A 14,820-nucleotide genomic window follows, 5' to 3' on the forward strand; every position below is an offset into this window, starting at 1 on the left:
AAGATCTTGAATTAGATGAAGAGGATTTACTAATTCGTGCAGGCAAGACATTAGGTTGAGTTTTAAAATAAGGAGGTTACATATGCAGTTTAACTGTATATGTAACTTTTTTTAAGGTAGGGTATACAGAATGAAAGAAAATAAGATTATTTTATTATATGAAAGATTTATTGAATTAGACTATGAAGAAGAGTTAGATAAAGTACCAAAATTAAAAAACAGAGGGGTACTTTTGAATTTTTGGAAAAAATGGTATGAAATTAGTGAAAAACAATTCGAATTTATAATTTGGAAGTCCATTAATACTGTAGATACTTTAGATGATCTAGTCAAAATAACTGGGACTTTAAGTTTGGCATTAAGATTATTAAAAGTATTAAAAGAAAGAAATTTAGTTGAAATTATAGAAAATAATATAAGGTTTTCACAAGAGTTAACAAGTAGTATTTTATATGAACTACCCCCTCTTCGTAATACAGGATATGAGAATAAAATAAACAAAAAAAAATATGCTCAATTTAAAGCTACTTGGGATAGTTCGTTGAGGAGAGCTGAAATAATAAATCAAGAGTTATCGTCTAATAAAAATATCTTTTTTTGTGGAGATGATGATTATACAAGTTTAGCCCTTAAACAATATAAAAACAGAGAAATAGGTGTAGGAGATATTGATGAAGAATTGATTGAATATTTTAAATCCACAAACGATGATATTGAGTTTTATAATTTTGATGTTAGAAATGAAGTTATGGAAGATTTAAGGAATAAGTATGATGCAATACATTGTGACCCTATAGATGATGGTAGAGGGTTAGACTTGTGGTTAAATAGAGCTAATGAATTATTAAAAGGTCAAAAGGGTGATTTAATTTTTTTAAATATAAGTGTTAAAAGATTAGGTAATAGGGCGGTTTATTTGCAAAATTTCTTGACATCTTTAGGTTTTTATTTAAAAGAAATTATTCACGATTTAAGTTCTTATAAAGTGGATGAAGAGCCTTACATTGATGAAGAATCAATAAAAAAGGACTTAGATGACATTGGTTTTTCTAAAGATACATATCATAATTTGTATATTCAAACAGATATGTTAGTTTTTGTCCGATTAATAGATAAACCAACCCTTTTTCCGCAAGAATATTATGAGATTAGAAGAAAAATATAAACTAACTGCGAGGTAAAATAATGTATGTTTTAGGAGTCAATGGGTGGGACTTTGATATTCATGATGCAAGTGCGTGTTTATTTTATAATGGTAAATTAATAGCTGCAGCTGAAGAAGAAAGATTTATTCGTCAAAAAAAAGCATTAGATAAAATTCCATATAATTCAATAGCTTATTGTTTAAAGGAAGCTGAAATTACTCCAAATGAAGTAGATCATATTGTTATGGGTTGGGATGTAGAGCAATTATATTTTGAGAAGTATTCAAAGAAGCTTAACAAAGAAGATTGTCTTGAAAAGGTTTTTCCGAAGGGAATTTTTAAGAGAGATAAAGATCCTCAAATTCATATGTGTTCTCATCATTTGGCACATGCTTCTGGTGCGTTTTTTAGTTCGGGATTCAATGAAGCTACCATAATAGTTATTGATGGAAGTGGAGAAGAAGAGTCAATAACGATAGCAAAAGGAAAAGGTAATATAATAGAAGTACTAGAAAAATACCCGTTGGAACATTCTTTAGGTATTTTTTATGAAGCATTAACTGTATTTTCAGGTTTAGGTAGGAATAATGAAGGGAAGTTAATGGGCCTATCTTCATATGGAGAAGAAATATTTGAATTTCCTGATATACTGGAAAATCCTTTGAAACCAAATGAAAATACAGTTAGTATGAACGATAAATATTTTTCGGTATTAAAAGATTGGATAAAAGTTATTAATGGTATAACAAAGATTGCTCCTAATTATATTGAATATGAATATAATCCAATAGATTCAATACTATTAATGAATTCATCAGTAATGGAATATAAAAATATCGCAGCCTCAGGTCAGGCAGCCTTGGAAAGAGCAATTGTTAAGCTTGTAAAAAAAGCTATTAATCTAACTGGAATAGATAATTTGTGTCTTTCGGGAGGAGTAGCATTAAATTGTATAGCGAATAGAATTATAGCTGATTTACCAGAAGTGGATAGTTTGTACATTCAACCAGGTGCTTCAGATAGTGGGGTAAGTATTGGAGCAGCTTCATGGTTTCTTGCCGAAAATGGTATAACACCTAAGTTCACTGAAGATCATGTATATTCCGGTCCGGAATTTCCTGATTCCGGTATCTTGAATATATTAAAAAAATATAATCTATCATATATAGAATTAGGCTCTAATAAATATGATAAATGCTCCGAGTTATTAATTCAAAATAAGATAATAGGAAGATTTTCTGGAAAGATGGAATTCGGTCCTAGGGCTTTAGGAAATAGAAGTATAATAGCCAACCCTCAGAGGAGGGATATGTTAAATAAAGTAAATACTATTAAGAAAAGAGAGCAATGGAGACCATTGGCTCCTAGCATCATAGATGAAAACGCTTCTGTAGTATTAGAAGAAAAAATAAATAACCCCTATATGCTGCTAAATTCTACTGTTAAAAAAGAGGTACATCATTTAGTTCCAGCAATAGTTCATGTTGATGGATCAACAAGGGCTCAAGTAGTTACGAGGGATATGAATTCTGATTATTATGAAACAATCTATAACTTTTACCAGAAAACAGGAATTCCTGCAGTTATGAATACATCATTTAATGTAGGAAAAGAACCAATTATATGTAACCCAAGTGATGCTATTAGGTCATTTTATGGATCAGGGTTGGATGCCCTTTTATTAGGTTCATTTTTGATTCTTAAATAAAGGAGGAGAGATTTTGAGAAATAGAAATTATTCTAATCTAAAAGATGGAATGATAGAGGATTTGTTACTTAATAAAAAAAGTTATCCTAACTATCCAGAATATATACTATTAGATTTAATAAAAGAGGAACCAATTTTTAAACGAGGAGCTTGCTCAAAGTATATTCATCATGAAGAGTTCAATACATGGCAGGAATATTTTTGTGGGGATTATTACGAAAAGCCTCAGGGGAAAAGAATTGCTTTTTTACAAGTTTGTACTTGGGCTAAACCATATGACTTTTCATATATTGGTAAAAAAATTAGACAAGTTACAAATAAATACCCTATGGTTCATCCAATTATTCTATCAAATGCGGGAGTTATACCATATGAATACCAAATGAACCCTACTTTTTGTGCATACGATTGGATGGAAGATATTGAGGATCCAGTAATTTACGAAGAATTGATGAAAGAATATAGGGATGTATTGATACAAAGAATTAGGAGATACCTAGAATCAAATTCATACGATGTAGTAGTACAATATGGTGTACCGGTAAAAAAATATTCAATGGCTCCTGCAATTAAAGATATTTGTGAGGATCTGGGAATTGCTTTTCTTTTAACCCCAGATATAGAAACATATAGAAATAATAAAGGTAAATTAGTCGAGTTAAAGGATTCAGGAGAATTTTATTGTTTAGATGAAGTTTTGAGTAGTATGGATAATTGTTTAAATAAGGTGAGTAGATATGTTGAATCTAACAATTGTAATACCAGCTTATAACGATATAAGATTGGAAAAGTGTTTAAAAAGTATTGATGAAAATGTAGAGGTTGTCGTTGTCTTAAATGGTGCAACAGAAGAAGTAAAAAAAATCGCCTATTCTAGCGATGCAGTAATTGGGGAATTATCTACACCTAATTTAGCGAAAGCTTATAATTATGGAATTGAAATTTCTAGTAAAGATAACGTGTTAATTATGGATTCAGATTGTGTTTTTATGCCAGGTACCATCAATAAATTATATAAATTATTAGATGCAGGATCTTTGGCTAAAGGAAGGGTGATGTTTTCATTTAACAGCAAAATTGGAAAAATCATTGCACGTGCAAGACATATACATACTTGCAAAAAAAATGCATATTCACCTCCATTGGCATTTAATAAAGGAATCTTAGCGAAGGTAAATGGATATTATTTTGATGAGAAATTATCTTGGACAGAGGATTATGATTTTGATATTAGAGTTAAATCTGCAAGTCTTAAGATTTTATATGATGATAATGCAAGAATTATTCATCCAGAGTTAAGCATTAAGCAAGATTTGAAAAGTTCATTTAATTATGGGGTAGGTCATGCACGTGGGGTTTTACAACAAAAAAATGGTTATTATGAACCTAAAAATAAATTGAGGTCGATTATTAACTCCTATAAGTATATCAAAAAAAAATACGGTTATTTAACTGCTTTCTATCTCATATTTTGGCAGATTGCCTTTTATAGGGGATATGAAAAAGAAATACATTAAGGAGGAAAACAATGCAGCAACAATATGATGAAATTTCTGAATTATACGACATTATCATCCCAGAACCTGATGGTATTTTTGATTTTTACAGTGGTTTGGTAAAACCAAATGATGAAGTTTTAGATTTGGGGTGCGGTACTGGTAGATTATCTTTTATTCTCGCTGAAAAAGGCGCTAATGTAACTAGTGTTGATATATCAGCAGGAATGATTGAAAAAGCTAGTAAGAAGTTAGATGAGATACCAAATATTAAGGATAAAATAGAATTTAAGGTTTCTTCTGCTACAGATTTTAAGTCTGAAAGAAAATTTGATTTTATATTTATGTCTGGTGGTGTATTTGAATATTTACTTACATCGTCACAACAAAAATTAGCTCTTAGAAATATTAAATTACTATTAAAAGAAGGCGGGATTTTTGTTTTCGATATTATTACACCTCCAACTATTCTTCCTTATTCTAAGAGAGTGAGTGATGGAGGAAATAGTCCCATTAAAGGGGAGAATTTTAAAAATTATAAAGTTAAATCATGGGATGTCGTAAAAGCAGATCATTATAAGCAAATAATAGAAACCACTTGTTATTTTGAGGTTTATGACATAGCAGATAATTTCTTAAGTGAAAAAAAGTTTAGATTTCTTGCAAAATATACTTTACCATCCGAAATGCAGTATCTCTTAGAAATAGAAGGATTCAATATAAAAAATTTTTATGGTGATTACAATAAAAATCCTTTTGGGAGGAATAGTGAATTTATGGTGTATGAATGTAGGAAGCAAGGGGAGAATTTTAATGATATAAAGTGCGAATAGACGCTTTTAAAAAAGTATATTTTTCTAGTGGAAATAAAATGTATCCAGTTCGTATAGGGACTCCAGAGTAAATAATTTTTAATTAAACTAATAGGTAAATGATTTACCTGTTCAATAAAGGTGATGCTGAATGAAGGATGTAGTAAAAAAACATTTAGTTATAGCGCCACACCATGACGATGAAGTCATTGGTTGTGGTGGAACAATTGCTCAAGCTATTAGTAAGGGTGAACATATAAAAGTAATAATAATTACAAAAGGAGATTTATCTGGAGGTGTAGGGGATTTAAATGAAATTGTTTCAAATAGAGAGAACGAGTGTATAAAAGCTTGTAATACATTAGGGATAGAAAAAGAAAATGTTAAATTTTTAAAGAAACCAGACAGATCACTTGTGTATTCTTTAGATTTTGTGGAAGAAATTATTCACGAAATCTCTGTATATAAGCCTAATTTTATTTATTTCCCCCATGATATGGAAAGTGATAGGGATCATCGAATAGTAAATGAAGTTGTATCAGAAGCAATATTCCTGTGTCAATCAGGGTTCTTAAAAGAAGATTGTGCTCCTTTGTGTTTACAGTATGAAGTATGGACCCCCATGAAACACTATCAGGTTGTAAAAGATATTACCAGGTTTATTGAACTGAAAAAAGCATCAATTAAAAAATACGAATCACAACTTAAAACATTAAATTTGGTTGATGGAGTTTTGGGGTTAAATTCTTATAGGGGTATGCAGGCAGGGGTGCAATTTGCAGAAGTTTTTAGAGTGGTAAGTAAGTAGTAAGAAGGAGAGAGAAGATGGATATCATTGAAATTGAAGATGTATCAAAAACTTTTGAAAGAGTAAAAATTGAAGAAGGATTGATAAACTCTTTCAAGAGTTTATTTAAAAGAGAAAAGGTCAAGGTTACGGCTTTAAGTGATGTGTCATTTAAAATAAAAGAAGGTAAAATAATAGGGCTTATTGGCGCGAATGGTGCTGGTAAGTCTACCTTAATGAAAGCAATGGTTGGGTTAATTAAACCAACTTCCGGGAGAATTTTGGTAAATGGATTTAACCCCCATGATAAGAAGAAAGATTTTTTAAAGTCAATTGGCGTTGTTTTAGGCCAAAAAAATCAGCTATGGTGGGATCTTTCCCCTTACGAAACATTTTTATTACATAAAGAAATATATGAGCTGTCTGATACAGAGTTTAGAAAGAATGTAGATGAATTAGTTGAAAATCTTGGGGTATCAGAAATTCTTAAATCGCCAGTAAGGAATCTATCGTTAGGAGAGAGAATGAAATGTGAGTTAATTGCTTCAATCTTACACTCACCTAAGATATTATTTTTAGATGAACCGACTATTGGATTGGATTTTCTTGCTCAAAAGAATATTAGAAATTTTCTCAAGAATTATTGCAAAGAAAGAAATACAACAGTTGTAATAACTAGCCATTATTTCCCAGATATATATGAGTTATGTGAAGAATTAATAATATTGAAGAATGGAGAAGTTGTTTTTAATAACAATTTCAAAAAAATAAAAGAAGAAATTAAGAGTTATAAATATATATATCTTAGCTTTGAGAATGAAATAAATTCTCAAGATCTTAAGAAATATGGAGAAGTTAAAGAGTCGGATAAATTTAGTGTAACAATAAAGGTTCAAGATAAGTTAGTGAACGAGACCATATCTAGCATATTAAAAGAATTCAATGTTATTGACTACAATTTGACTGAAATGTCATCACAAGACCTCATTGAAGATATTTATTCAATGGAATCGACTGGAGTGAAAATAACAGTATGAAGAAGTATTTAAAACCAATGATGCTTTCATTTCAAGCGGTTTTTCAGTATCGCATGAATGTTGTATTATATATGATTTTTGGTTTAATACCGCTTGTGGCTTTAATACTATTGTGGCATTCTCTCTTTGAAACACAAAACAATATTCAAGGCTATACTCTTGAAATGATGATTACTTATGTAATAATTGCTAAGTTAATTGAACTCTTACTAATTCCTGAAATGCACTGGTCGATAAATGAGGAAATACAATCTGGTGAACTATCAAAATATCTTACAAAACCATTTTCATATTTTGGATACTGGTTTAGTCATAATTTAGGTAACAAAATTATTCAGGTGCTGATGTCAGTAATACCGATAATACCGATAATATTCCTGAATAGGGATTATTTCCTTTTACCTACCTTAAAATATACTTTCCTATTCATTCTTTCAATAGTAGGAGCATTAATACTATATTATATGATTTATTATTTGACATCACTCTTCTCATTTTACTTTGTAGAGATATCATCATTTTTCTTTACTATAGATATAGTATTAGAATTATTATCTGGATCGCTTATTCCGCTTGAATTTTTACCAGCTCCGTTAAATACAATAACTCAATTTTTACCTTTTTCATACTTGATTCATTTTCCGGTAAATGTATATTTAGGGAAATTAAGTGGCACTGAAATTTTGAATGGATTAATTTTACAAGTGGTATGGTCTTTAGTTTTCTATCTTCTAATTAGAGTACTTTGGAAGAAGGGGTTAAATAAATATGAATCTGTTGGTGCATAAATATGATTAGATATTTAAAAATGTTAAAAGCAATTCTTAAAATTAATTTAAGTAATATTATGATGTATAGAGTTAACTTTTTTTTAAATATATTAGATAGCGTTGTTTGGTTCATTGTTACATTAATATTTTTTAATAGTATATTTGCTAGTTTTGGTAATATTAATGATTGGAATACAAATGATATTTATTTGTTAATTGGAACAAGTGAGTTAATAAAATCTTTGATGTTTACTCTTTTTATCAATAATCTACCGTATATACCGAGTTTAGTTAACCAAGGAAGTTTAGATCATATATTGTTTAAGCCTATTAATAGTCAGTTTCTAGTTTCATTAAGAAAGCTTGATTTAGGGAATTTAGGGAACTGTTTACCAGCCGTACTGTTAATTAGTTATGCATTATTACAAAAGGGAGAGAGTGTTAGTATTGTAAATGGGCTTTCTTTCTTTGGTCTATTATTTTTAGGGATTTTACTCTCGTACTCTCTTTGGTATATTTTAATGACTTTATCTATATGGTTAACCAAAGTTGAAGGTATGCATGAGTTATTTCTTGGTACTATGACATTACTCAGATACCCATCTTCCTTATATAAAGGAATAAGTCGATTTGTTTTTTTATTTGTTTTTCCTATTGTTATTGTTAGTAATATTCCAACTTATGCTTTAATTGGTCGATTAGAACTAAACGATGTATTCGTGTTAATGGGTTATTCTATTGGATTTTTTATTATTTCAATTTATTTTTGGAAGTTTGCCTTAAGATATTATAACAGTGCAAGTAGTTAAGGGGAGAATAAAATGTACTCTAATGATAAAGCAATAGTTATTTTTAGTGGTGGGCAAGATAGCACAACATGTTTATTTTGGGCAATGCAACAGTTTGCAGTGGTGGAAGCTGTAACATTTAACTACAATCAACGTCATAAGTTAGAAATTGATTGTGCAGCGGAAATTGCGAACGAGCTTGGCATTAAACATACAGTGCTAGATATGAGCCTACTAAATCAGCTAGCTCCAAATGCGTTAACAAGAACAGATATGGAGATTACACACGAAGAAGGTGAATTACCATCGACATTTGTAGATGGGCGAAATTTACTATTCTTATCATTTGCTGCTGTATTAGCAAAACAAGTTGGAGCACACCATATCGTAACAGGTGTATGTGAAACTGATTTTAGTGGTTATCCAGATTGCCGTGATGTGTTTGTGAAATCGTTAAACGTTACATTAAATTTATCAATGGATTATCCGTTTGTCATTCATACACCACTTATGTGGATTGATAAAGCAGAGACATGGAAAATAGCAGATGAACTTGGAGCATTCGAGTTTGTTAGAGAAAAAACTTTAACATGTTATAACGGAATCATTGGTAATGGTTGCGGTGAATGTCCAGCGTGCCAACTTCGTAAAGCAGGTTTAGATACGTATCTACAAGAACGCGAAGGAGGGAATGGATAATGGAAAACTTTTTCGGATTTCGCATTGTAGAAAATTTGCAAAAAATGGACAAGGATATTCAGCGTGAGCAATTAAAATACCATAATAAAAGAGTAATGGTCAGCAAGGAATTTACATTTGATGCAGCACACCATTTGCACTGTTATGAAGGGAAATGTAAAAATTTACATGGTCATACATACAAAGTTGTATTTGGTATTAGTGGATATGTAAATGACATTGGACTTGCAATTGACTTTGGAGATATAAAAGAAATTTGGAAAAACGAAATAGAGATTTATTTGGATCATCGCTATTTAAATGAAACATTACCAGTGATGAATACGACTGCGGAAAATATGGTCGTCTGGATTTATGAAATGATGGCGGAAGCATTAACAAAGGGGAATCGAGTAGAAGAATATAAAGGGGCTCGTGTCGAATTCGTACGTCTCTTTGAAACACCAACGAGTTATGCAGAAGTAAGACGGGAGTGGATACTCGATGAGTAAGATTCCTGTTTTGGAGATATTTGGTCCAACCATTCAAGGAGAAGGAATGGTTATCGGGCAAAAAACGGTGTTCATTCGCACAGCAGGTTGTGACTATAGCTGTTCTTGGTGCGATTCAGCCTTTACATGGGATGGCTCAACAAAAGAACAAATTAGACAAATGGCGCCAGAAGAAATTTGGAATGAACTTGTTGAAATTGGTGGGGAAAATTTTTCTCACGTTACAATTTCAGGTGGGAATCCCGTTTTGCTGAAAAATATTCAGTTTCTTCTTACTGTATTAAAAGAGAATGGAATTCGTACAGCGATTGAGACGCAAGGGAGTAAGTGGCAAGAATGGTTACTTCAAATTGATGAAGTGACAATTTCGCCTAAACCACCAAGTTCGAAGATGAAAACAGATTTTACGATGCTAGATTCTATTATTCATAAATTAGAAAGAAAAGATTTTAGTTTAAAAGTAGTCGTATTTGAAGATTATGATTTTGAATATGCAGTAAAGGTGCACAAGCGATATCCGCAAGTACCATTTTTCTTACAAGTTGGGAACGAGGATACGAAAACGGTGGATGATGCAGCGCTTATTAAAAACTTATTACAGAAATATGAACGGTTGATTGAAAAAGCTGTACAGTGTAAAGAAATGAATGATGCGAAAGTATTACCTCAACTTCATGCCTTAGTATGGGGAAATAAGCGAGGCGTATAAATAAGAGCATTTTATGAATAAATTAATAAGGTGGAAATAATATATGAGCTTAAAAACAATCCAAAGTGTAGAAATAGATACTGACAAAATTGAAGTAGCAGTAAAAATGATTCTTGAAGCAATTGGAGAAGATATTAATAGGGAAGGTATTTTGGAAACCCCAAAGCGAGTAGCAAAAATGTATAAGGAAGTTTTTCAAGGCTTAGGTCAAAACCCTTCTGAACATTTGTTAAAAATATTTAATGAAAATCATGAAGAATTGGTATTAGTTAAAGATATTCCGTTCTATTCTATGTGTGAACATCATTTGGTACCTTTTTTTGGAAGGGCTCACATAGGTTATATTCCTAATAATGGAAAAGTGACTGGGTTAAGCAAATTAGCTAGAGCTTTAGAAACCATATGCAAAAGGCCACAGTTGCAGGAAAGAATAACCAATGAATTAGCAAATGTAATTTTTGAAATTTTAGAGCCAAAAGGAGTAATTGTTGTAATTGAAGCTGAGCATATGTGTATGACAATGAGAGGTGTGAAAAAACCTGGTTCAATGACTATAACTTCGTCATATAAAGGAATATTTAAAGATAATAGTACACTTCGAAGTGAAACTTTAAATTTGATAGAGGGATAGAATTACATCGTTATTATGCTAAAAAAGAAATTCTCTTGAAATGAAAAAAAGACGTTATTCTTTCTGTGGGTTGTAGGAAAGGAGGGTATTTTTTATACTTGGGGTACCGCTACATACCCATCAATTTAAGAAATTTTACTACCCCAAAATAAAAAAAACGTTATCTTTTCTAATTACTTATCTTATTTAGAAAAGATGACGTTTTTTTTGATTTTTCGATTCAAAGTGAACTACAATTATTTGCTGAAAAATTACATAAACATCTTACTTCTTCATTTTTTGAAAAGCTTGTTAGAACAACGTATTACAGCTGGATATATTCACTTATGATATATTCTCCAAAACGGTCGATATAACAGTAGAAGGAAGCTGCGAAACGAAACATGACCAGTCGCTCTCGCCCTACCTAAAAAAGCTTGTTTTTTAGGTCCGTTTTTCAATTTACATTTATAATATAGAAAGAAAAATAATTTCACACTTTCCTCACAATTATTTGCTATTTTACAAGTATAACAAAACTGTCCATAATGGAGGTAATCTTTTGAAAAGGTGGCTGATTTCACTTTGTATTGTATTTTTACTTACAGGGTGTAAGGAAGGGGGCTATCAATCGATTGATCCGAAGACCCCTCTTCTAATAACAACAAATATAAAAGAAGGAAGTATTAGTTTTATTAATACTAATACGAAAAAAACAATTACAACGTGGCATTTAAATGAAACAATTACGGGAACAACGTTGTTACCAGACAAGAATCGCTTACTTGTGTATGGAAAACAGCTTGAGTATGTATATGTATATTCTTTGAAAGATGGAAAGCAGCTTGAAAAATGGAATACAGGAAAAGGAATAGCCAATATTTTATTATCTGAAGATGGAAAAGAATTGTTCGCAGCTGATCAAAATGAGCAAAAAATTCGTGTGTTCACAACCAATGGAAAAGAAACGGAGAGCATTTCGGTTGGGAAGGGACCGCTGACGATGGTGCAGCGTCATGACATGTTATATGTTCTTAATTTTTATGATACGAAATTGTCTAGTATTGATGTGAAACAAAAGAAAGTTGTGAACTCTTTTATGATTCCACCAGCTTCAACAGGTGCTTTTCTTAGCGGAGATGGGAAGGAAATATTTATTGGCGGCCATGGTGACGGAAAACAAGTAAATGAAAAAGTGCTCGAGTATTCTGTACAAGATGGACAGATGCTTCAATCGTTGCATGCGCCATTTATGCCAATTAATCTGTCTACAGATCAACAATATATTTATGTACTGAGTCACGGATCTAACACGCTGAGAAAATTTGATGGGAAAACGTATAAAGAAGTAGCTTCACTTGAAGTAGGATCGAATCCATTTGCATTTTGGCAAATTGGTAGTGAAGGGTATGTTGCGAGTTATGATAGTGATGAAGTGTATGTGTTAGATTTACATGAAATGAAAATAAAACAGACGATTTCAGTTGGTAAAGGACCATTTCAATTTACGCAAAGAGTAGGGGAGAAAAAATGAGTAAATGCAAAGTATTACTTGTTGATGATGAAAGTGATATGAGACAACTTGTCGGTATGTATTTGGACAACTTTGGTTATGAGTGGAAAGAAGCTGAAAACGGAAAACAGGCGCTTTACATGCTTGAAATAGAAAAGTTTGATTTTGTTATTTTGGATATTATGATGCCAGAAATGGATGGGATTACGGTTTGTAAAGAAATTCGAAAGACATCCGATATTCCGATTATCTTTTTGACAGCAAAAGGAGAAGAGTGGAATCGCGTAAATGGATTGCGTACAGGGGCAGATGATTATATTGTGAAACCATTTAGTCCAGGAGAATTGATTGCACGTATGGAAGCAGTATTAAGGAGATATATGAAATATGAAGAACAAGAGGAAATAGAATTTGGACCAGTTGTTATTAATGAGAAAAGTCGTCGTGTTGAAATAGATGGGGAAGGTATTTCATTAACTGTGAAGGAATTTGATTTACTTTATTTTCTTTGTCAACATAACGGTCAAGTATTTAGCCGGGAGCAGTTGCTTGAAAAAGTTTGGGGATATGATTACGCCGGCAGCACTCGAACAGTTGATACGCATGTGAAAACAATGCGCTTAAAGTTTGGAGAACATGGGAATTGTATTCAAACGGTTTGGGGTGTAGGCTATAAATTTGAGGTGTGAAATGTTTACAATGGTACAAAAGTTATGGCTTACAGTTGCATGCGCGGTTTGTATAACAGTTTCGTTTTTATATTTTGTTTCATTATATTCGTATGAAAAATTATATGTCCAAAATATTGAAGATACATTAAAAGCAGAAGGGAATCGTCTTGTTGCACAATATAGAGCCGGTGAGCCTGTAGGGGTATTTGAAGAAAAAGTAAAATCATTTGATAAAATTGCGAGTGCTGATGTATTGTTTGTGGATAATCCACGCGATTTAAGTGCATGTCTTCCATTTGATGTTCATTACAATTCAATTATTAGTGAGAATGACCGGCAAACACTGTTAGAAGGAAAGACGATTACAAAGATGGGATATGAAGAACATTTTCAGCGTAACATTATGGGCATCGTTATTCCTGTATTAGACAATAAAAAATTGGTCGGTATTGTATATTCTTATATTCCTTTAAAGAGTATTAAAGATCTAATTTATGAAATGGGACTCATTTTAGCTCCTCTTGCCTTTGTCATGATTGTGTTAACTGTATGGATTGGTCGGAAAATTGTTATTGCCATTACAAAGCCGCTTTCACAAATGGAGAACGTTGCCAATCGTATGGCAAAAGGAGATTTTTCACAGCGAATAACAATTTCATCAGAAGATGAAATCGGTCGGCTTGGTAAAGCATTTAATAAGATGGCAAGTGCACTAGAAGAAGAGGATGTGCAGCGAAAAGAATTTTTAGCAAATGTGTCACATGAACTGCGAACTCCTCTTAGTTATATTAAAGGATATAGTGAAGCGATTATTGACGGTGTAGCAAAAGGAGAGCAACAGTTAAAATTTACTGGGCTTGTTCATAAAGAAGCGGGACGTATGCAACGTCTTGTTCATGATTTATTAGATTTAGCACAGCTTGAAGGAGAACGTTTTCCTCTTAAAAAACAGCCGATTGTATTTACGCAGTTAATTGAAGATGTATTAGAGACATATGAATTACAAGTAACAGAAAAACAAATTACATTGCAGACAACTCTTGATCCAGATATTATTGTCAACATTGATGAAGATCGGATGCAACAAGTGCTTCATAACATAATAGATAATGCGCTTCGCTACACAGGTGAGAACGGGACGATACATGTTCAATTAGAGCAACAAGCAGGACAATGTACATTGCAAATTAAAGATAATGGGATTGGCATTGGTGCCGAACATCTTGAAAAGTTAGGAGAACGTTTTTACCGAGTAGATAAAGCGAGAAGCCGTCAAAATGGTGGAACGGGACTAGGTCTTGCGATTGTAAAACAAATTGTGCATATTCACGATGGAACGTGGCAAATTGAAAGTGAAGAAGGAAAAGGAACGACAATTTTGATTCAGTTACCAGTTATCTTATCATAATGAAGAAATAGGGGGAAATGTCGGAGTAACTAATTTTGTCTATTTTATGAACAAAATGTTTGTACTTCTGCGCATTTAGTTCTAAAATAGATATGGATGCTATTTTCTGAATAAAGTGAAACGGTAACTTTTGCTTATCTTTTTCACTTCTCAGAATCTTGAGGTGAGAGTTTTAC

The 14,820-nt window shown here is 31.9% G+C and carries 16 protein-coding genes; all 16 read left to right on the forward strand.

The window, feature by feature from the left end:
• Positions 1 to 130 precede the first annotated feature (130 nt).
• The 16 genes from BM211_RS02905 to BM211_RS02980 all read left to right on the forward strand — a co-directional run bounded on the left by BM211_RS02905 (position 131) and on the right by BM211_RS02980 (position 14,644).
• A complete protein-coding gene (locus BM211_RS02905) occupies positions 131 to 1,165 on the forward strand; it encodes a bis-aminopropyl spermidine synthase family protein (protein ID WP_090995048.1) in 1,035 nt (344 codons plus the stop codon).
• A gap of 20 nt (positions 1,166 to 1,185) precedes the next feature.
• Positions 1,186 to 2,853 carry a carbamoyltransferase family protein gene (locus tag BM211_RS02910; protein ID WP_090995050.1) on the forward strand — a complete coding sequence of 556 codons (1,668 nt, stop codon included), beginning with the start codon at positions 1,186 to 1,188 and terminating at the stop codon, positions 2,851 to 2,853.
• A 13-nt stretch (positions 2,854 to 2,866) separates the two neighbouring features.
• The gene (locus BM211_RS02915; protein WP_035435518.1) at positions 2,867 to 3,625 is read left to right on the forward strand and encodes a DUF5591 domain-containing protein; all 759 of its coding nucleotides are present in this window, start codon (positions 2,867 to 2,869) and stop codon (positions 3,623 to 3,625) included.
• Positions 3,591 to 4,370: a glycosyltransferase family 2 protein gene (locus tag BM211_RS02920; protein ID WP_090995053.1), complete on the forward strand. Its 780-nt coding sequence runs from the start codon at positions 3,591 to 3,593 to the stop codon at positions 4,368 to 4,370. Before BM211_RS02915 ends, BM211_RS02920 begins: the two co-directional genes overlap by 35 nt.
• A gap of 11 nt (positions 4,371 to 4,381) precedes the next feature.
• Positions 4,382 to 5,182: a class I SAM-dependent methyltransferase gene (locus tag BM211_RS02925; RefSeq protein ID WP_090995054.1), complete on the forward strand. Its 801-nt coding sequence runs from the start codon at positions 4,382 to 4,384 to the stop codon at positions 5,180 to 5,182.
• A 130-nt stretch (positions 5,183 to 5,312) separates the two neighbouring features.
• Positions 5,313 to 5,969 (forward strand): PIG-L deacetylase family protein, encoded by a 657-nt coding sequence (locus tag BM211_RS02930; protein ID WP_035435511.1) that lies wholly within the window; start codon positions 5,313 to 5,315, stop codon positions 5,967 to 5,969.
• A gap of 17 nt (positions 5,970 to 5,986) precedes the next feature.
• A complete protein-coding gene (locus BM211_RS02935) occupies positions 5,987 to 6,985 on the forward strand; it encodes an ABC transporter ATP-binding protein (RefSeq protein ID WP_035435509.1) in 999 nt (332 codons plus the stop codon).
• Complete coding sequence (locus tag BM211_RS02940; protein ID WP_035435507.1) at positions 6,982 to 7,773, forward strand: ABC transporter permease; 792 nt, start codon at positions 6,982 to 6,984, stop codon at positions 7,771 to 7,773. The genes BM211_RS02935 and BM211_RS02940 overlap by 4 nt, the downstream gene beginning before the upstream one ends.
• A gap of 2 nt (positions 7,774 to 7,775) precedes the next feature.
• On the forward strand, positions 7,776 to 8,564 hold the full coding sequence (locus BM211_RS02945) for an ABC transporter permease (protein ID WP_090995057.1): 789 nt from the start codon (positions 7,776 to 7,778) through the stop codon (positions 8,562 to 8,564).
• A gap of 12 nt (positions 8,565 to 8,576) precedes the next feature.
• A complete protein-coding gene (gene queC, locus BM211_RS02950; RefSeq protein WP_035435503.1) occupies positions 8,577 to 9,242 on the forward strand; it encodes a 7-cyano-7-deazaguanine synthase QueC in 666 nt (221 codons plus the stop codon).
• Entirely contained in the window at positions 9,242 to 9,733 is a 492-nt protein-coding gene (gene queD, locus BM211_RS02955) for a 6-carboxytetrahydropterin synthase QueD (RefSeq protein ID WP_035435500.1), read from the forward strand. The genes queC and queD overlap by 1 nt, the downstream gene beginning before the upstream one ends.
• On the forward strand, positions 9,726 to 10,442 hold the full coding sequence (gene queE / locus BM211_RS02960) for a 7-carboxy-7-deazaguanine synthase QueE (protein ID WP_035435499.1): 717 nt from the start codon (positions 9,726 to 9,728) through the stop codon (positions 10,440 to 10,442). Before queD ends, queE begins: the two co-directional genes overlap by 8 nt.
• A gap of 43 nt (positions 10,443 to 10,485) precedes the next feature.
• A complete protein-coding gene (gene folE, locus BM211_RS02965; protein ID WP_035435497.1) occupies positions 10,486 to 11,073 on the forward strand; it encodes a GTP cyclohydrolase I FolE in 588 nt (195 codons plus the stop codon).
• Positions 11,074 to 11,614: 541 nt separating this feature from the next.
• Positions 11,615 to 12,586, forward strand: coding sequence for a YncE family protein (locus BM211_RS02970; RefSeq protein WP_035435495.1), 972 nt, complete (start codon positions 11,615 to 11,617; stop codon positions 12,584 to 12,586).
• Positions 12,583 to 13,254 carry a response regulator transcription factor gene (locus tag BM211_RS02975; RefSeq protein WP_035435494.1) on the forward strand — a complete coding sequence of 224 codons (672 nt, stop codon included), beginning with the start codon at positions 12,583 to 12,585 and terminating at the stop codon, positions 13,252 to 13,254. Before BM211_RS02970 ends, BM211_RS02975 begins: the two co-directional genes overlap by 4 nt.
• 1 nt (position 13,255) lies before the next feature.
• Positions 13,256 to 14,644 carry a sensor histidine kinase gene (locus tag BM211_RS02980; RefSeq protein WP_035435492.1) on the forward strand — a complete coding sequence of 463 codons (1,389 nt, stop codon included), beginning with the start codon at positions 13,256 to 13,258 and terminating at the stop codon, positions 14,642 to 14,644.
• Positions 14,645 to 14,820 lie beyond the last annotated feature (176 nt).

Origin of the sequence: Bacillus sp. 491mf, from assembly GCF_900112415.1 — a bacterium.
In the GTDB taxonomy this organism is placed as follows: domain Bacteria; phylum Bacillota; class Bacilli; order Bacillales; family Bacillaceae_G; genus Bacillus_A.